This is a genomic window from Enterobacter sp. JJBC, from assembly GCF_036936505.1.
GTDB classification, from domain to species: Bacteria; Pseudomonadota; Gammaproteobacteria; order Enterobacterales; family Enterobacteriaceae; genus Enterobacter; species Enterobacter hormaechei_C.
This window is the reverse complement of record NZ_CP136935.1, coordinates 1,225,715-1,244,290: the sequence shown is the minus strand read 5'-3', so window position 1 is coordinate 1,244,290 and position 18,576 is coordinate 1,225,715. Positions and strand designations below refer to the sequence as shown.

The 18,576-nt window shown below is 55.1% G+C and carries 17 protein-coding genes and 1 tRNA gene; 8 read left to right on the top strand and 10 right to left on the bottom strand.

Features of this window, described 5'->3' with window-relative positions:
* Positions 1 to 34: 34 nt before the first annotated feature.
* From RY075_RS05955 to RY075_RS05945, 3 genes are all read right to left on the bottom strand, one after another.
* The gene (locus RY075_RS05955; RefSeq protein ID WP_109948476.1) at positions 35 to 2,218 is read right to left on the bottom strand and encodes a TonB-dependent siderophore receptor; all 2,184 of its coding nucleotides are present in this window, start codon (positions 2,216 to 2,218) and stop codon (positions 35 to 37) included.
* A 200-nt stretch (positions 2,219 to 2,418) separates the two neighbouring features.
* On the bottom strand, positions 2,419 to 2,694 hold the full coding sequence (gene yahO, locus RY075_RS05950; protein WP_003858898.1) for a DUF1471 family periplasmic protein YahO: 276 nt from the start codon (positions 2,692 to 2,694) through the stop codon (positions 2,419 to 2,421).
* 225 nt (positions 2,695 to 2,919) lie between these two features.
* Positions 2,920 to 2,996 (bottom strand) — tRNA-Arg (locus tag RY075_RS05945).
* Between the two features lie 303 nt (positions 2,997 to 3,299).
* Here RY075_RS05945 and RY075_RS05940 point away from each other — a divergent pair.
* From RY075_RS05940 to fimZ, 3 genes are all read left to right on the top strand, one after another.
* Positions 3,300 to 3,962: an EAL domain-containing protein gene (locus tag RY075_RS05940; protein ID WP_032608685.1), complete on the top strand. Its 663-nt coding sequence runs from the start codon at positions 3,300 to 3,302 to the stop codon at positions 3,960 to 3,962.
* Positions 3,963 to 3,986: 24 nt separating this feature from the next.
* Entirely contained in the window at positions 3,987 to 4,703 is a 717-nt protein-coding gene (locus RY075_RS05935; RefSeq protein ID WP_302378215.1) for a DNA-binding response regulator, read from the top strand.
* Positions 4,704 to 5,512: 809 nt separating this feature from the next.
* Complete coding sequence (gene fimZ / locus RY075_RS05930; RefSeq protein WP_003858901.1) at positions 5,513 to 6,145, top strand: fimbria biosynthesis transcriptional regulator FimZ; 633 nt, start codon at positions 5,513 to 5,515, stop codon at positions 6,143 to 6,145.
* Between the two features lie 50 nt (positions 6,146 to 6,195).
* Here the strand turns inward: fimZ and sfmF are convergent, their stop codons facing one another.
* From sfmF to fimA, 6 genes are all read right to left on the bottom strand, one after another.
* Positions 6,196 to 6,717 carry a fimbria assembly protein gene (gene sfmF, locus RY075_RS05925; protein WP_023315556.1) on the bottom strand — a complete coding sequence of 174 codons (522 nt, stop codon included), beginning with the start codon at positions 6,715 to 6,717 and terminating at the stop codon, positions 6,196 to 6,198.
* Positions 6,718 to 6,726: 9 nt separating this feature from the next.
* Positions 6,727 to 7,734, bottom strand: a complete 1,008-nt coding sequence (gene fimH, locus RY075_RS05920) for a type 1 fimbria D-mannose specific adhesin FimH (RefSeq protein WP_003858903.1) — start codon at positions 7,732 to 7,734, stop codon at positions 6,727 to 6,729.
* The gene (locus tag RY075_RS05915) at positions 7,727 to 10,285 is read right to left on the bottom strand and encodes a fimbrial biogenesis usher protein (RefSeq protein ID WP_032657435.1); all 2,559 of its coding nucleotides are present in this window, start codon (positions 10,283 to 10,285) and stop codon (positions 7,727 to 7,729) included. Before RY075_RS05915 ends, fimH begins: the two co-directional genes overlap by 8 nt.
* Before the next feature lie 14 nt (positions 10,286 to 10,299).
* Complete coding sequence (fimC, locus tag RY075_RS05910) at positions 10,300 to 10,992, bottom strand: type 1 fimbria chaperone FimC (RefSeq protein ID WP_022650522.1); 693 nt, start codon at positions 10,990 to 10,992, stop codon at positions 10,300 to 10,302.
* Between the two features lie 34 nt (positions 10,993 to 11,026).
* A complete protein-coding gene (fimI, locus tag RY075_RS05905) occupies positions 11,027 to 11,569 on the bottom strand; it encodes a type 1 fimbrial protein subunit FimI (protein ID WP_003858910.1) in 543 nt (180 codons plus the stop codon).
* 69 nt (positions 11,570 to 11,638) lie between these two features.
* Positions 11,639 to 12,202 (bottom strand): type 1 fimbrial major subunit FimA, encoded by a 564-nt coding sequence (gene fimA / locus RY075_RS05900; RefSeq protein WP_003858911.1) that lies wholly within the window; start codon positions 12,200 to 12,202, stop codon positions 11,639 to 11,641.
* 310 nt (positions 12,203 to 12,512) lie between these two features.
* Here fimA and folD point away from each other — a divergent pair, with 310 nt between their 5' ends.
* From folD to RY075_RS05875, 5 genes are all read left to right on the top strand, one after another.
* Positions 12,513 to 13,379 carry a bifunctional methylenetetrahydrofolate dehydrogenase/methenyltetrahydrofolate cyclohydrolase FolD gene (gene folD, locus RY075_RS05895; protein ID WP_006809817.1) on the top strand — a complete coding sequence of 289 codons (867 nt, stop codon included), beginning with the start codon at positions 12,513 to 12,515 and terminating at the stop codon, positions 13,377 to 13,379.
* A gap of 2 nt (positions 13,380 to 13,381) precedes the next feature.
* Entirely contained in the window at positions 13,382 to 13,594 is a 213-nt protein-coding gene (ybcJ, locus tag RY075_RS05890) for a ribosome-associated protein YbcJ (RefSeq protein ID WP_022650521.1), read from the top strand.
* Positions 13,595 to 13,827: 233 nt separating this feature from the next.
* Positions 13,828 to 15,327 carry a PTS transporter subunit EIIC gene (locus RY075_RS05885; protein WP_003858916.1) on the top strand — a complete coding sequence of 500 codons (1,500 nt, stop codon included), beginning with the start codon at positions 13,828 to 13,830 and terminating at the stop codon, positions 15,325 to 15,327.
* 83 nt (positions 15,328 to 15,410) lie between these two features.
* The gene (gene malI / locus RY075_RS05880) at positions 15,411 to 16,427 is read left to right on the top strand and encodes a Mal regulon transcriptional regulator MalI (protein ID WP_047654105.1); all 1,017 of its coding nucleotides are present in this window, start codon (positions 15,411 to 15,413) and stop codon (positions 16,425 to 16,427) included.
* 73 nt (positions 16,428 to 16,500) lie between these two features.
* Positions 16,501 to 17,028 (top strand): metal-dependent hydrolase, encoded by a 528-nt coding sequence (locus tag RY075_RS05875; RefSeq protein ID WP_109948438.1) that lies wholly within the window; start codon positions 16,501 to 16,503, stop codon positions 17,026 to 17,028.
* An 89-nt stretch (positions 17,029 to 17,117) separates the two neighbouring features.
* Here the strand turns inward: RY075_RS05875 and cysS are convergent, their stop codons facing one another.
* Positions 17,118 to 18,503, bottom strand: a complete 1,386-nt coding sequence (cysS, locus tag RY075_RS05870; protein ID WP_022650518.1) for a cysteine--tRNA ligase — start codon at positions 18,501 to 18,503, stop codon at positions 17,118 to 17,120.
* Positions 18,504 to 18,576: the final 73 nt, after the last annotated feature.

Genomic DNA, 18,576 nt, shown 5'->3' with positions numbered 1-18,576 from the left:
GGGCGTCCCTGCCCCGGATAACGAGGTGGAACGCTTAGAACTCGTAGCCAACCGAGACCTTAAAGGTACGCGGCTCGCCCTGAGTAATGTAAGTACCGGAATCGTCCACGCTTGACCAGTAGTTCTCGTTGGTCACGTTGTCGATACCTGCCCGTACGGTCATCTGATTTTCATTGTGGTTCACCGCGAAGCGATAGCGCATGCCCAGATCCAGCGTGGTGTAGCTGTCCAGCTTTTTGCTGTTCGCAAGATCGGCATACTGCGTGCCGGAGTGGTTAACGCGCGCGGTCGCCGTCAGGCCTTCAATCGGCTTGATATCGTACTCTGCGCCCAGCACGGCGTAGAAGCTCGGAATACCGATCGCATCGTTGCCCTGATTGACGCCGTTTTTGGTTTTGGTCAGCTCGGCCTGCAACCAGGTGGCGCTGGCGTTCAGACGCATCCCGAGCATTGGCTCGCCGAAGACGTTCAGCTCCACGCCGCGGTTACGCTGTTTTGCATCCAGACCATAGTGACCGCTGTCGTCAAGGATCGCCGACGGCATTTTGATCTCAAACAGCGCCAGGGAGCCGCCCACGCGGCCAAAGTCCGCCTTTACGCCCACTTCGTTCTGCTTAGAGTGAACGATACCGGTGCTCTGGCCGTAGTTGTTTGCTGAGCGAGGCGCGGTTTCACCGGGCTGTAACGCCTCGGTGTGGTTGGCGTAGAGGGAAATTTCCTCCCACGGTTTATAGACTACGCCGTAGGTGGGCATCCAGCGGCTGCCGTCGAAACCGTCCGCGTCGTTTTCCGCACCGGTGATTTTGTTGTACCCGCGAATCACCACCTTCTGATGGCGCGCGCCTGCGGTGAACAGCAGCTTGTCATCCAGCACGCCCAGGGTATCACTCAGCAGCCAGCCTTGCGTGCGGGTGCGCCCGCTGGTCAGCGGATCGCTGTATTTGCCGCCTAAGCCGTTGAGGTTGGAGCTGTCCGGCATATCGACGCCGGTGTTGTGGTAGATGTTGGTGGTCGGATTATCCTTCGTCGCCGACATTTTCCACGCGATCTTTTCGTTTTTGGTCATCGCCGAATAGCCAACATTGACCTTGTGCGAGACGAATCCGGTAGTGAAGTTACCGCGAATGCCCGCCATGCCGCTGACAGAATCGCTGATGCGGTTGGTATCAAGACGGCTGACCACCGCATTACCGCTCTTATCGAGGAGCTTCGGCGCGCTGTAGATCCCTTCTTCGTGCGCGTGCTGCGCGCCGAGACCGGTATACGCCGTCCAGCTATCGGTGATGTCATACTCGCTGCGCCACATCCCGAACTCGTTTTCGATATCGCTGTAGGCCCACTTCTGCGAGAAGTTGCGATCGTTCTTCGGCGGTTCAGGCACAAAATCCACCGCCGAGATGTTGACGCTGGTCGGGCTGCCGTGGAAGGTTTTTTTCTGGTAGCCCAGGTCCAGCGAGGTGCGGAAACGGTCGCCTTTGTAATCCAGACCAGTAGAAAGCAGCGTGGTGCGGCGGCGGTCGTTCGGCACGCCGGTTTCGCCTTCACGATGCACAAGGTTCACCCGCGCGCCAAACTGGTCGTTATCGCCAAAGCGGCGGCCCGCATCCAGCGTGGTGCCAATCTGGGAATCCGAGGTGTAGTCCACACCCACTTTCGCCTGCGGGGTGTCGCCCGCGTGTTTTGGCTCAAGGTTGATCATCCCGCCCACGCCCGAGCTTGCGGCGCCGTTCATCAGGGAGTTGGCCCCTTTGAAGATCTCGATGCGGTCGACCATCTGGGCATCCACCACCTGACGCGGCAGTACGCCGGACAATCCGCCAAAAGTCATGTCGTCGCCGTCAAACTTCAGGCCGCGAATACGGAAGGTTTCCGCGCTGTTGCCGTAACCCTGAACGAACTGCACGCCCGCGTCGTTGGCAACCACGTCAGCAATGGTTTTCGCCTGCTGATCTTCCACCAGCTTCGAGGTGTAGCTGATGATATTGAATGGCACGTCCATGGCGTTCTGCTGACCGAGCATACCCATGCGTCCGCCGTTCGCCACCTGCCCGTCAAGGAAGGCGGGCACCAGCTGGTCGCCGCCGGGTTTGAAATCACTCCCCGCCGTGGACTGGACGACGATGGTGTCCTCTTTTTTCTCATCCGCCGCAAAAGCGGAGTGGGTTACCGCGCCGATGGCAATCGCCAGCAGCGTTTTGTGCATTGTGGTGTTGTTCATAATGAGCTCTTAACGTGCGCGCAAAAATGACCCGTTGTCGGGCCTTAAAAGTTATTAAAAGAAATGCAAATGAGAACTATACGCATTATGTATACGTAATCAAGTGTAAACGGCCTCTCTGAGCGAGAAGCGGCAAGAAACAATGTTGGGAGGGAGGTAGGGCGCGCAACCACCCCGAAACAGGGGTGGTTACTAAGGTATTATTTTTTCTTGTAAATATCGGCGGTGCCGTGAATTTTGTTGTTTGTATTACCGGAAGTCAGCACCAGTACATCAGCACCTTCTTTATCGGCCTTTTCGACCAGCTCTTTTTTCGCATCGTCGACAGAGACTTCGTTAGCCGTGCTCACGGTACCGATTTTTTCATACTGAGACTCAACTTTCTCAAACTCGTTTTTCGTCAGCAGTTCAGCCGCAAAGGTATTGGTGGTAAACAGAAATGCAGCGCCCATCAAAATAGCAGTCGTTTTTTTCATAACCTTTTTCCTTGAGATTAATCAGCAACTACAAAAAGCCCCACGAGTGAGAGTGAGGTGATATGAGCATGGTAGAGGAATAACAAAATTGCCACAGCGTAAGAAAAATACTGTTATAACAGTCAATTGTGCTGTGAAAAATGTGCGTTAACGCTACTTTCGCGATGGGTGTTTCATGAAGAAAATCAGGCTGGCTTGAAACTGGCGTAAGCGCCTGTTTTTAAATGGCACGCCCTGTAGGATTCGAACCTACGACCTACGGCTTAGAAGGCCGTTGCTCTATCCAACTGAGCTAAGGGCGCACGGAGAAGAGTGTACTTCGCGGTGGTGAAACGCCTGGAATTATACGGTCAATGCGTAGTGAGTCAATGCCTTTTCCGCCTTCTCTGGCGATAATGACTAGCTGATTGTAAATACGGCTGTTTTTTCAACATTTATCCCTCTTTTACGGGCTGCGAAAAGGCTTAGCCGCTTTTAAGTAACGCCTGCTGTTTTCCTGTTTACTTCACCTTCACACTGTCCTGCGGTATCCCGGCCGCCTGGAGGCTGGAAGTGAACAGGACGACGGAGTGACAGCGCCAGAGCAGACAGGTTTTCCCGCGTGCGTGCAGCACATCTCACACGACATTACAGGCATTAAGCTTGAACCTATTGTCGCCCTCTCCTCTTCACGCGCGGTGGGAGCCGAAGTGCTCAGCGTGCTGTCGCCGCATCAGCAAAGCGAAAGCTTTTTCCAGGACTGGTCAGCCACCCGGGCGCTTGTGTTGCTGGAAGCACAGATCGCCGCGTTAAAAAACCCCTTCCCTTGTGACAACCTTTTCATAAATTTGCCGATAACCGTTCTGACCATACCGGAAATGTTCCAGCGTTTACTGCAACTTAACAGCCCACCGCTGAACATTGAACTCGTGGAACCTGCCTCGTTCTTTTCACTCTCAGACCCGGTACGTCAGAGGGTGAGTTGTGCGCTTCAGCAGTTGACCGCGCGGGGACACCGGATCTGGCTGGACGATATTGATGAAGCGTCAGGGCAAGCATTTTTATCCTGTCGCCTGCCGTTATGCGGAATAAAAATCGATAAGATCGCTTTCTGGCGTTTACGTGAAACGCCGGCGCTGACACAGCTGGTCACCCTTTGTTCAAAAATTGCTGCGAATGTGCTTATTGAAGGCATTGAAACAGAACGGGACCGTACATGCGCGCTTCATGCTGGCGCGCGCTTCGGTCAGGGATATTATTGGCCATCCTGGAGATGGCAGGAGGACTGAACGGTCATCGCCAAGAGGGAAGCTATGCGAATGACAGTACGCCGTTACCGGCGTCGTCGGACAGGAAGTGATTCACTGGGTTCTACGCACTCGCCTTTTGCTCTCCCATTTTTTGATCGTCTCGAATATTTGAGCCAGTCAATCAACCAGACCCGCAAAACCGATGCTCCCTTTATCATTCTGGTCACACAGGATAATTATTTCCGTTCCGGTTTTCTGAGCGGGCAGTCGCCCCTGAGCAATTGCTGCGACTATTCCACGCTTGATGCCGCTCTCAGTGATTTAAATCACTGGCCTTCATCGCGTCTGGTAGTTGACATTGAAAGCCGCGCCTCGCCGCTCATTGACCTGCTGGACCGATTACGCCGCCACAGCCTGTTCGCCCCCTACCTGACACCCTACCTGCTCGTCCGCGCCGATGATTATGATGCTCGCCTGTTTTGTAAAGCGGCTGGCCCTTTTCATGTGCTTGAACGCCAGCTTACGGCGTTGGCTATGCAACAAACCTTGCTGGAAGCACCGGCACCCGCCGGCAACCGCAAAGAGTGGTTTTCACGGGATGAATGGCCGATCTTACAGGCGCTGTCGCAGGGTAGCTCCTTGCGTCAGATCGCGCAGTTACAGAACCGCCCATATAGCCGCATTATTTACCGTCTCAGCTGCATCCTGGCGAAACTTGGACTGAATCATCGTCATGAGTTGCTACATATTCTCAACAACCTCTCAGATTTCACGTATTAACGTATTCAGTAACTTCTTAATTCCTAAAGACCTTTAGGAAATTACTTAGGAAACATGTTAAATTTTTGTGTTTTTTAACAAAACTTTCGATTTTATAACTATTCCTAATTCTTGACCTTAAACCATGCGAAATGCTGCTGGTACGCTCAACGAGAGTGATTTTATCCATGCGTTAAGGTTCTGGCGCTTCCGTTAACAGGATGATAATGGTGTAAAAACAAGCGATTTACCTGTAAAAGAATGCGATGAGAGGTGAAGAAAACAGCAGATAGTGCTGTTCTGTTGTTGGGAACGGCAATTTGCCAGGAGACGTTTGAAACGGAGAGATGACGCACGAAATGGCGGATTTCAGGGATGGCGGGCAGGCGGGATGCTGGTTGTCACAGCCCACTCACTGTTAACATTCATTTAACATACAGTAAAATCGTTTATTTTTTGTTATTACATAAAGATGAAAGTGTGTGGTAAATGCAATATCAGGACATTTTTGCTAATTTTAAAAAGTTAGTGATTCAGATCCAGAACATAATAATCAGCAATATATGGATATTAATTTACAGGCTTTTCGGACAATACTTAAACGGTATAATAAGACGTGTTTGACACGCGAATAAGAAAAATCATTTTGCCATAACCAGCCTTATGAGATAACTGCGCTGAGGCATTGATATCACCACTACGTAAACAAGGATGCTTTCGCTCTTCCCAGGGACATTTACCGTACAAGGATCTGCGCAATTATCCTTCCGGCTTTTCGAGAGTTTTAACAAAACTCAGCATAACGCTTTTAACAATCTGAGGCATAAAAAATGAAACCGGCATCCGTTATCATTATGGACGAACACCCTATCGTCAGAATGTCGATAGAAGTCCTGCTACAGAAAAATAAAAACATCCAGGTCAAACTGAAGTCAGGCGACAGCCACGAAGTGCTTGACTGTATACGCAACCACCCCATTGACCTGGTCATTCTCGATATTGAAATGACGGGCACGGATGGGTTCGTATTACTGAAAAGAATCAGGAACTTAAATAAAGACATTAAGGTTCTTTTCCTCTCTTCAAAATCTGAAGCCTTCTACGCAGGACGCGCCATCCGCGCCGGGGCAAATGGTTTTGTCAGTAAGCGAAAAGATCTGGGGGAAATTTATAACGCGGTGGAAATGATACTGACGGGCTATTCTTTCTTCCCTTCAGAAACATTAAGTTTTATAAACCATCTGGGGTCGCGGACGGGCGCCGCTGTGGATATGCCATTATCGAATCGTGAAGTGACGGTTCTGCGATATCTGGCGAACGGATTATCTAATAAGGAGATTGCGGATCAATTATTACTTAGCAACAAAACAATTAGTGCCCATAAGTCTAATATCTTTTCCAAGCTGGGCGTGCAAAGTATCGTTGAATTAATTGATTACGCGAAAGCGCACGAATTACTGTAATCCCTCTCTCTCCCTGCAACATATAATCGTCACAGGGAGAGTGGATACGATTAATTATAATTGATCATGAACGTTGCATCGGCGTCAGCCCGGCCCGGCTGCGGATTATCCGCCGTGGCGATATAATTGGCATAAAACGACAGTTCTGCATTTCCCTGCGCATCCACCGCCACCGTCTGGCTGGCCTGCTGCAACGCGAGGCGCGTTTTATCCCGGTCAAGGATCTCCACGGCCACGTTGCTGGCCGCGCTGGCATCATTCAGCGCCAGCAGGCTGTTATCATGCCCGTCCATCTTCCCCGTAAATGTGACCGAAGCTGCCCCCGGCGGGCATCCGGTCAGCTTCAGGGTGAACGGCACAGGCTGCGTCCGGCTCCCCGTTGTGCGGAGCTGTTTCGTGGGCCAGGTGCCGAGCGTGACGGTTTTATTGCTGTCGTCCCCCTCCGCCACGCAGGTAAAATCCACGATATTGCCGTAGAGCTGAATGTTAATTTCCCCAAGCGCCGTCTCTGCGTGTGCAGGGGAGCAAAGCGCAAAGAGCGCGACGGCTAAATACCGTATTCCGTTTCGCATATCTGCTCCTTAGTCGTAGTCGACGCGTAAATAGCCGCGAGAGGTAAAACGCCCCTCGGCAGGTTTTTTACCGGTCACGCTGACGGGCCACGCGCGGATCCCCACCTGTGCCTGAGCGCTGTCGTCCAGACGGAACGGGATTTTGCTGGTCAGGTTGTTGGGCGTCAGCGGCACGCCATTACTGTTGGCAATCACAAAACCCACATCCGCGTTATCGGAAACCAGCGTACTGCCTGAAACCTTCTCCGCTTCAACACGCATCGTGAGCATGGCGTTCGCCTCGACGTTGGTGCATTTTATGCCGATAGTTTTGCTTTGCGCTGAGATCCCCTCCGGCTTATTCCCGATGCCCGCTTTACTGAACAGGGAGGCGCCGATGTCTCCGAAATCGAACTCCACCACATTCCCGGCATTAATTTCACAGCTCTGAGGCACCTGAATGGTCCCGCTGTAGCTGATGGTATAAACCGGCGTGGTGAGCGGATCCGAGGAGGTCGTGGTGACGTAAACCCGGAACATGGTCGCCCGGGGGATCACCACCATATTAATAAAGCGTCGGGTCACCTTAAGCCGGAAGACGAGGCTGGAATCCTGTACACCAAACGGTTTGTTTTTAGACACGTTCGGATGGCTCCCCATCTGAATGTACTTTCTGGGTGGATAGAAGGTGCCAGCGTAGCTGTCGGTGATTTTCATCGCTCCGTCCAGATAGTCGTTAAGCTTCAGATACTGGTAGCCATCGCTGGTGCCCGTGACCGGGAAATCGGTAACATAGCTGCGCTTGGTGGTGTTCCCGGACGTTCCCTTAGGACAGACGGCGTTAACACCCACCCACTGAGACTTCTCGCTGAGTGTGACAATCTGCCCCACCTGGTTATTGGAGCTGTTGAATTTATCCGTCAGGTCGTAATACACCTCCGTCGGCACGCCATTTTCATTGACGCAGACGGTGGCGAACGCCTGAGATAGCGGCAAAAATGCCAGCAGGGATAGCCCCAGATAATGGATTTTATTCACAGCGGATCCCCTTAAGTGTGATCGCCTGTTGCAGGCTCTGTTCTGGCAGGCTGTAGGGCGCACGACACTGGGACTGCTTCCCGTCTCCCCACTGAATCAGCAGCTCCCCGCTCAGTGGCAGCCCGCTCAGGTAAATCTGACCGTCATCTCCCACCATGCTGGTTACGCCGCTCTGCGTCTCACGCACCACCGCCCCAAACGGCACAGGCTGGTTATCACGCTTAACGGTGAGCAACGCGCGCACGCCGATGCGGGTGTCAAAACTGGCGCGCACCAGCGCACCGTTCGTCGGCACGACGCTGGAAACGTTATTTTCAATGTCGGTGTTGTTGCTCATGGTGTTAGTGTCGAGCGCCACGCGGTTGTAACGGTACACCGTGGCGTACGGCATCACCGCATAGCCACGCCAGTCGGTTTTGACACCGGTCTGGTTTTCGACGCTCACGCCTGACGCGCCCGGCGCTTTGATCAAGACGTTGGTATCGCCCAGCGGCTGACTGAATGTGATGCCGTCTGAATGCCCTACCACACCGCCGGAAAGCTGCCAGTTGAGGTCGTGCTGATCCCGCGTGTAGTTGTAGCCCACGCCCAGCGTACCGTACGTTGCCTGCCAGTTAGCGCTGGCGCTGCCGCTGGCACCGTTATTGCTGGTGTGGCCCTGCGTAACGCTGTAGTTCAGGTTACGATCTTTTAGCAGCGTTCCGCTGATCCCGGTCTGCCAGCTGGTATCACCGTCGCTGTTACGGCTGGCAGAGGCCGTGGCATAGGCCCGATCGATCGCGTTATCGCGACGGTAGCCGTGACGGGTGAACAGGCTGAACGGGACGGAGACGTTGAACGAGGCGATCCGGTCGGTTCCATCAATGCCGACGGCCTTGTTCCACGACCAGGATAAGGCGTAGCTGACCCCTTTCACCCCGCCCGCGTAGCCGAGCTGATACCAGACGTTGGATTCGCTGGTGCCCCAGTAATTTTGCTGGCTGCCCGACACGTACACCGAGCCGTAATCGCCAAGAGACTGGGAGATATTGAGCTGGAAACGCCCTTTTTTATTCAGCGTCAGGTTGTGATAGCTCTGCACGTCCGGCACGCCGTCATCGTCCTGATCGTCGCCATACTGGTAGCCTTCCATTGTGCGCCAGGCCACATCGTCGAGGGTGTAGAAGCCTTTGGTCGAGTAGCGATAGCCCAGCAGCTGGAAGTTGGTGCCGAATCCGTTAAGGGATTTTGCGTACAGGAACCGCAGGGACTGCCCTTCATGGCGGCTGTCATCGGCAAGCTGGCTGCGGGCATGGGTGAGATCAAGTGAAACCGCCCCCCAGTCACCGAGGTTTTTACCCGCGCCAATGGCGATGGCGGTATAGCGCGAGGCCAGCTGCGTTCCGCCGTACAGCGTGTAGCCGTCGGCAAGACCCGCAATCATCGTACCCTGAGTAAAGAACGGCGTGTCCTGCTCGCTGTTGCCGCTGCGATAGTCCCCTGCCACCAGATCGTATTTCCAGCGTCCTTCACGCTGGAGCAGCGGAACGGTGGAATACGGGACGGTGTAGCGCTGCTGGCTGCCGTCCTTCTCTTCCACCGTCACCTCCAGGTCACCGCTTGAGGAGGTCGGGTTAAGATCAGTTATCGCAAAAGCCCCCGGCTGCACATAGCTCTGGTAAATCACGTATCCGTTCTGGCGGATCACCACTTTGGCAGGGGTGCGGGCGATTCCGCGCACGGTAGGCGCGTAACCTTGCAGACTGTCCGGGTACATACTGTCGGACGAATAGAGGCGACCACCGCGAAAACCGACGCTGTCGAAGACATCGTTTCCGGTGTTGCTGTCGCCAAGCACCAGCTCGCTTTTCAGCGGGATGATCGTACGCTGCGCCCAGGTACCAATATTTTGCCAGCTGCTGTGCCGCTGGCCGTTGCTTTCGGTATAACGCCACGCGCCGTTATTGCGTAATCGCCAGGCGCCATAGTTCAACCCGCTTTGTAGGTTCAGATAGTAGCTGTCGTCGTCGCTGCCCCGGTTGCCGGTAAAGCTGTAGTTCAGCAGCGCGGCAGGGATGCCTTCATCCCACTGTTCAGGCGGAATATATCCGCGGGCGCTGTTTTGCATCGCCACCTGAGGCAGGCTGACGTTCAGGCGCAACGAGGCGAAGTTGAACGCCGCTTCGCTGCCCGGAATAGCCGTGGTGAGCGGAACGCAGGTATCGCCCTGCACGTTGCTCAGTTCCGGGAAGGCGGCGATATTGACGCCAAAGCGATCGAGCATCGCGCGCGTAATGCACGGCGACAAACCGCCTGCGACCGGCGGCGTGTTGTCAGCTTGCTCAAACCGCACGTCCTGCGTGCCGATAAACTCATCGTTACGCCAGATATCGACGCGATAGACGCCCGGTGCCTGCTGGTGGCCTTTTTCAAAACGCGACAAATCCGCGACGTTCGCCGTGTCATCGGAGAGAAACGCCGGGTTAAAGTAGCTTTCGCCCCAGCCAGCGAGTGGCCAGAGCGTTGCCATCAGTGCCAGCGCAACCGGGCAGTAACGCCATTGAGTGTTCATCGCCCTGTCTCTGCTCACAGGCTGACGCTACGCGCCGGCGTAATGGCGCCATAGTCATTCACACTCTGCCAGGAGAGCGTGCCGCTCGTAGCGGCAGGCAGCACCTGCTGCGCCGAGCTTTTAGGAGCAACCATCAGGTTATCCAGCGTCTGTCCGCCGAGCTTCAGATTGACCAGCGTGACGTAATACGGTGAGGCATTGCTCACCTTAAGATGGTTGCCGACGCGCTCAAAGCGCAGCTGTGAGAGCGCCTCTTCCGGCGGCATCGCCAGGTTAGCCGGGCGAACAAACAGCTTGATACGTGACAGAATAGCCAGTTGCAGGACGTTGTTGCCGTCCTGATGTTTTTTGCTGACGGAGGGAATCGCTTTGACGTTCATGTAAAAGAGCGATTCGCGATCGGCAGGCAGCGCCGGGCCTGCGTAGATAATGCGCAGGGTGTTTTCGCTGGCCGGCTCGCTGACAAACAGCGGCGGCGTGACGGCAAAGGTTTTTTCCTTTTGCCCGTTGGCATTTTCTATCCACGCGTTAATTAAATAGCGCTCTTGCTTATTGCTGTTGGTGATCGCCAGCGACGTTTGTTTGGCATCGGCCGGATAAATAACGCGCGTCGCGCCCAGCGCAATTCCGCCGGACGCATTCGCGCTGGCAGAAACCATCATCAAAATAAAAGATAAAAACAGTCCAGGTTTAATCAGGGTGTTCATCACAACCGTACCTTTAATAATTAGTTCGCAGGCGTCAGGGATAAATCAACGTAAACCAGACATTCGACTGAATAGTGCCTGGTACAAGGTGTTCGGAAATTGCCCGGTAGCGGGCGCTGAAATGAAATACCAGCTCGCGGGTGTTAATGGGTAACCAGCTCACCGCCGTCGCGTTCGGGATGATCTGACGTTGCTGTTCGTCAAAAAGCGCCAGCCCGACACCACTGCTGACCGCATTTTCCCCCGGCCGCGATGTCGCCAGGAAAACCTGCGGGTCTTCTGCCGGTGTCACTCCCTGGAACTGGATCCCCACGGTGCGGGAGACGTCCACGCTGCAATCCAGCAGACGTACGGTGAAAGGCACATTAACCGTGGAAAAGCTGCCGACGCCGGAAAAGGCGTTTGTGCGGTATTGCCCCATATCCACGCGCATATTCTGGCTGTCCGGAGCCACGGCGCAGCCGCCGTTAACCAGCTCTCCCCTGAGGTGTACTTTGCCGCCGTCAATAACCACGGTATGTGCGTTTACCGCTGGGGCAATCGCAAGGGCGCACAGCAGTATCCCAGTCCTTGTCATCCTTCGCTCCCGGTATAGGCGATCAAAAGACCTCTTCCCTGAGGCCAGCCACATCCCTGTACTCAGGCATTACTCGTATTTCATTACGAATGTTGCGTCCGCGTTTGCCTGGCCTGGCTCGGTGGTCGCCGCCGTGGCTTTATAGCGTGCGGTGAAGTTCAGGGTGTTAGTCCCTTCAATCAGGTTCTGCGCCGCAGAGAAGGTTGCGCCGTCCGGGGTCAGCGTGGAGGATTTGCTGTCGAGGATCTCAATACCTACGCCCTTCGCGGAGTTGTCGTTGTTACCGGAGCTTACCGCCAGCAGCGTTTTGTCGGTGGCGTCGATCTGGCCGGTAAACGCGACAGCAGCGGTTTTCGCTACCGCAGGATCGCAGTCGTTCAGTTCGATGGTGAACGGAATATTGGAGGTGGTGTCACCCACTTTAGTGAATTTCGCGGTACGGTACTGGCCAAGATTAACCGTCTGCTCTGAAGAGTCAGTATTCACTGAACACGCGGCATTCACTAACTCACCTTTAAAATGCACCGTACCACCGTTTACAGATACAGGCGCTACCGGATCTTCTGCGTGAGCGGCACCCGCGACCAGGGCCAGAGTTGCAATAACAGTAGAAGCAATGTTGCTGAGTTTCATGTCTATTCCTTTAAAATGTAAATAACCCTTCCCGCGCATATTCGGGAATAAGAAATACGTTCAATTAAAAAATTGAAGGCTTATTTCGGAGAGGACAAAGTAGCTCAGGAATCTATTTTGTAATATGTCAAAACGCTGCCATTTAGCCAGGTCACATCCTAATCACCTCTAAGAAATTGACCATGCCCTGAGAAGGGATTTTGCGGGACATCGATGAAATCTCGTAAAGGGTGACTGACAGCGGCGCTCGCTTCTGACAAAATACAGGCAATCCCCCCTTTCTAACGTTACAGACGGAATCTTCTCTCTGATGGCAGCAAAGATTATTGACGGTAAAACGATTGCGCAGCAGGTGCGCTCTGAGGTTGCGGAAAAAGTGAAGGCGCGTAAAGCCGCCGGATTTCGCGCCCCCGGGCTGGCCGTTGTGCTGGTTGGCAGCAACCCGGCTTCGCAAATTTATGTCGGCAGCAAACGCAAAGCGTGTGAAGAGGTGGGGTTCGTCTCCCGCTCTTACGATCTGCCGGAAACCACCAGCGAAGCGGAACTGCTGGAACTGATCGACACCCTGAATGCCGATAAAGAGATCGACGGTATCCTGGTTCAGCTGCCGCTGCCTGCGGGCATCGACAACGTGAAGGTGCTGGAGCGTATCGCGCCGGACAAAGACGTTGACGGTTTCCATCCGTATAACGTAGGCCGCCTGTGCCAGCGCGCGCCGCGCCTGCGTCCATGCACCCCGCGCGGCATCGTGACGCTGCTGGAGCGTTATAACATCGATACCTATGGCCTGAACGCCGTGGTGATTGGCGCCTCCAACATCGTGGGCCGTCCAATGAGCATGGAGCTGCTGCTGGCGGGCTGCACCACCACCGTCACCCACCGCTTCACCAAAAACCTGCGTCATCACGTCGAAAACGCCGATCTGCTGATCGTTGCGGTCGGCAAGCCGGGCTTTATTCCGGGCGAGTGGATCAAAGAGGGCGCAATCGTCGTGGACGTGGGTATTAACCGCCTGGAAAACGGCAAAGTGGTTGGCGACGTGGTGTATGAAGATGCCGCAGCGCGCGCATCCTATATTACTCCGGTCCCGGGCGGCGTTGGCCCGATGACGGTAGCAACACTGATTCAGAATACCTTGCAGGCGTGCGAGGAGTATCACGACGTAGAGGACGCGTAATCATGGCAACTTTTTCTTTAGGTAAACACCCGCACGTTGAGCTGTGCGATCTGCTGAAGCTGGAAGGCTGGAGCGAAAGCGGCGCGCAGGCGAAAATCGTCATCGCCGACGGGCAGGTAACAGTAGACGGCGCGGTGGAAACCCGCAAGCGCTGCAAAATTGTCGCGGGTCAGACCGTGAGCTTCGCAGGTCAGAGCGTGACCGTGACGGCCTGAGCTGTCTGATGCCCTCACCCTAACCCTCTCCCACAGGGAGAGGGGATAAACATCCCCTCACACCCATCACGGTTAATTATCGATCAACTTCAAATAATCACTATTCCCTCTGGCGAAATGTGAAATTTAAGTTGCGCGATTTTCAGACTTTCCCCACGATAAGTAGAACGTTCTACTAAAACGTTCTACTTACAATAACAGCGCAAAAAAAGCGCTACTCGGGGGAAATCAGCATGAGCCTGATATCAGGGTTTGTTAAATCGCTGTCTAAGTTATCGATGATTGGTCGCGCCTTAATGCTGCCAATTTCACTGCTTCCCGCTGCGGGCCTGTTGCTGGCCTTCGGCGATAAGTTCCACTTGCCGCTGATGATGAACGCAGGCGGGGTTATCTTTGATAACCTGCCAATGCTCTTCGCCATCGGCTCTGCCGTCGGACTGGCTTCGGAATCCGGCATTGCCGCTCTCTCTGCGGCGGTCTCCGTGTTTGTCACTAATATCACCATCAGCACCGTGCTGAGCATTACGCCGGAAATGGCCTCCCAGGGCGGGAAATACGCCATGGTCGTCGGCATTCCGACGTTACAGATGGGCGTCTTTGGCGGCCTGATCTGCGGTATTCTTGCGGCCTGGTGTTACAACCGCTTCCACACCATGCAGCTGCCGGAATTCCTCGGCTTCTTCTCCGGCAAGCGCTTTGTGGCGATTGCGACGGCGTTTCTGTCGTTCCTGCTCGGCCTGCTGCTGCCGTACGTCTGGCAGCATATTCAGTCCGGCATCGACGCCCTGTCCGTGGTGGTGAACGGCGATAACCAGGCGGCCTCGACCTTTATCTTCGGGCTAGTGGAGCGCGCGCTGATCCCGCTCGGCCTGCACCACATCTGGTATCCCTCCTTCTGGTATTCGTTCGGGGATTACACTACCCAGGCGGGTCAGGTGATCCACGGCGACCAGACCATCTGGTTCAAGATGCTGGAAGAGGGAGTGAAATCCTTCAGCAGCGACACCTACCAGAACGCCGGGAAATTCATGCAGGGCGAGTTCCCGCTGATGCTGTTCGCACTGCCCGCGGCGTGTCTGGCGATGTACCACGAAGCGCACACGAAGAATAAGAAAATCGCGGCCGGTATTCTCTTCTCCGCCGCCCTCACCTGCTTCCTGACGGGCATCACCGAGCCGGTAGAGTTCACCTTTATCTTCGTGGCGCCGATCCTTTACGTCTTCAACGCCATCATGGCAGGCCTGGCGTACATGACCATGTACCTGCTGCATGCGCATATCGCCAAGTCGTTCTCGGCGGGCTTTATCGACTACCTGTCGTTCGGGATCCTGCCGTCGTTTAACGGCTATCAGACCAACTTCCTGAGCGCCATTATCATCGGCATTCCGATGGCATTAATCTACTACTTCACCTTCCGCTTCGTGATCCGCCGTTTCGACGTGAAAACGCCGGGCCGCACCGAAGTGACCGCCAGCGCGAATGACAAGTCCGATTCCGAACTTGCCACCGAAATCATCGGCCTGCTGGGCGGTGCGCAGAACATTGATTCCGTCGGCTCCTGCATCACGCGTCTGCGTCTGGAAGTGGCGAAGAGCGAAGCGGTGGACCGGGACGGGCTGAATGGGCTTGGCGCGCGCGGCGTGGTGTTCGTGGGCGATAACGGGATACAGGTGATTTTCGGGGCCAGAGCACAGTTTATCGCCCAGACGATGTCCACGATGATTGGCAAATAATAAGATGCCTGAAGGAGGCGTCTCCTGTACGCTGGGGGTCGCCTCTTATCTGGCTGATAATCGGTAAATTTCAGGGAGCGGTTTTGAAGAAAGTCAGCATCATTGATGTCGCAAAGCATGCGGGCGTGTCGGTTTCTACCGTTTCGCTGGTGCTGCGCCAGAAAGGGAAGATCTCAGAGGCGACGATCGGGAAGGTCAATGCCGCCATCACAACGCTGGGCTATGTTCATAACGTCGCCGCTGCCAATCTTCGCGCCAACACCTCCAACTTAATCGGCCTGATCCTGCGCGACTTCAGCGACAGCTTTTCCATCAAGGTGATGGCGAGTATCGTTCAGGAGCTGGAGAAGCAGGGTTATATGGTTTTTCTCGGTCAGCCGCTGAATGACGGCGAACATCTTGAGCGTACCCTGCTCTCGTTTAAGCAGCAGGGCGTGGCGGGCGTCATCTACCTGGCGTCGGACACCCGCACCGCCTCTCTCCCGGAACACATTCGCCACTGCCCGCTGCCGCTTGTGGCGGTTTCGCAGTCGTTGCTGGAAGAGAAATGCAATCTGGTGATGCGCGATAACCGCCAGGCGGCGCACCTGGCCGCGCGTTATCTTATCGAGCGCGGGCACCGCACCATCGCCTACATTGGCGGGCGCGACGGGTGCCGTATCCGCGAGCAGCGCCTGCTTGGTTTTCGCAGCGCGATGACGCAGAACGGGCTGGTCTGGCGTGAGGAATATTCTCCCGCCTGTACCGATGACACGCAGGCGGCGGCCATGGCGACCCGCCAGCTGCTTGAGAAGAACAATACGATTACCGCCCTGCTCTGCCATTCACCGGACGCGATGATCGGTTCGATCTCAGGTATTCACCAGGTGGGGCGCACGGTGGGTAAAGACGTGTTTTTAACCCAGCAGGTGGCGCTGATTGGTTTTGAAGATATGCTCCACGTTAATCTCACGTCGCCGTCACTGACTTACGTTTCGTCTGCCAGCGAAGAGACCGGCCGCCAGGCGGCAGGGCTGATGATCCGCAGGCTGAAAGAGCCGGACCTGCAAACGCAGCGCATAACCCTCTCCGGGCAGCTTATCGCGCGGGAATCGGCGTAAAATCAGAATTTAGCATGGGTCTTTTAGCGCGAGATGACTGCTATATTTCCATGATTTGCCATGGATAAATGCAATGCCTACCGTTATCACCCACGCTGCCGTACCTCTGTGTCTGGGCTTAGGGCTCGGAACTAACGTCATCCCACCCCGCCTGCTGTTTGCCGGGATCGTCCTCGCCATGCTGCCCGATGCCGATGTACTGGCGTTTAAATTCGGTGTTGCCTACGGGAATATTTTCGGCCATCGCGGTTTCACTCATTCGCTACTGTTTGCCCTGGTGGTGCCGATACTCTGCGTGCTGGCAGGCCGACGATGGTTCAGGGCCAGCCTGACGCGCTGCTGGCTGTTTTTAACCGTGTCGCTGCTGTCGCACAGCCTGCTGAATTCGATCACCACCGGCGGGAAAGGCGTCGGCTGGCTGTGGCCCTGGTCAGATGAGCGCTTCTTTGCGCCGTGGCAGGTGATCAAAGTCGCGCCGTTTGCGCTGTCGCGCTATACCACGCCATACGGGCATGAGGTCATTATCTCGGAACTGCTGTGGGTGTGGCTGCCGGGGATGGTGCTGATGGGGATGTTATGGTGGAGAAAACGTGCGCGCTGATGCCCTCACCCCGGCCCTCTCCCACGTAAAGAGGGAGAAAACCTAACAATTCCCTCTCCCTGTGGGAGAGGGTTAGAGTGAGGAGAAAATTACTTACGACGCCAGGTGGTTCCCTGCGGGCCATCTTCCAGAATAATGCCCATCTCGGTCAGACGGTTACGCGCCGCATCCGCCGCCGCCCAGTCTTTCGCCTGACGCGCTTCCAGACGCGCTTTAATCAGTGCTTCAATTTCCGCCACTTCGCCGTCGTCCGCCTGCGCGCCGCTTTGCAGGAACACATCCGGCTCCTGCTCCAGCAGGCCGAGCACGGAAGAGAGCTTACGCAGATGAGACGCCAGCGCATTGGCCGCCGCCATATCTTCTGACTTCAGGCGATTCACCTCACGCGCCATGTCGAACAGCACGGAGTAGGCTTCCGGGGTGTTGAAGTCGTCGTTCATCACCTCAACGAAGCGGGCTTCGAACGCCTCGCCGCCTGCGGCTGGAACAGACTTGTCGGTGCCGCGCAGTGCGGTATACAGACGCTCCAGCGCAGCGCGCGCCTGCTTCAGGTTCTCTTCGCTGTAGTTCAGCTGGCTGCGATAGTGGCCAGACATCAGGAAGTAGCGCACGGTTTCCGCGTCGTAATACTTCAGCACGTCGCGCACGGTGAAGAAGTTACCCAGCGATTTCGACATCTTCTCGCGGTCAACCATCACCATCCCGGAGTGCATCCAGTAGTTCACGTACTCGCCGCCGTGAGCACAGGTGGACTGCGCGATTTCGTTTTCGTGGTGCGGGAACATCAGATCCGAACCGCCGCCGTGGATGTCGAAATGGTTTCCCAGCTGCTTGCAGTTCATCGCGGAACATTCAATGTGCCAGCCCGGACGCCCTTCGCCCCACGGGGATGGCCAGCTCGGTTCGCCCGCTTTGGACATCTTCCACAGCACGAAGTCCATCGGATTACGCTTCACGTCAACCACGTCCACGCGCGCACCGGCCTGGAGCTGGTCCAGATCCTGGCGGGAAAGCGCACCGTAGGTTGGGTCCGTCGGCACCGAGAACATCACGTCGCCGTTGTCCGCCACATAGGCGTGACCACGCTCGATCAGCTTTTGGGTGATATCAATGATTTCATGGATATGGTGGGTCGCACGCGGCTCGCTGTCCGGGCGCAGAATATTTAAGGCATCAAAATCCTTGTGCATTTCGGCGATCATGCGATCCACCAGCGCGACAAAGCTTTCGCCATTTTCATTAGCACGTTTAATGATTTTGTCGTCGATGTCGGTGATATTGCGCACGTACTTCAGGTTGTAGCCCAGGAAGCGCAGGTAGCGTGACACCACGTCGAACGCGACAAAGGTACGGCCATGGCCGATGTGACAGAGATCGTAAACCGTAATACCACACACGTACATGCCGACTTCCCCGGCATGGATAGGTTTAAATTCCTCTTTTTGGCGCGTCATTGTATTAAAGATTTTTAACATCGAAGATTCCATGTAAACACGTGTGTGGATTGTTTGTTCCTTATAATACCCATAATTCGGAGTACGGTCAGCA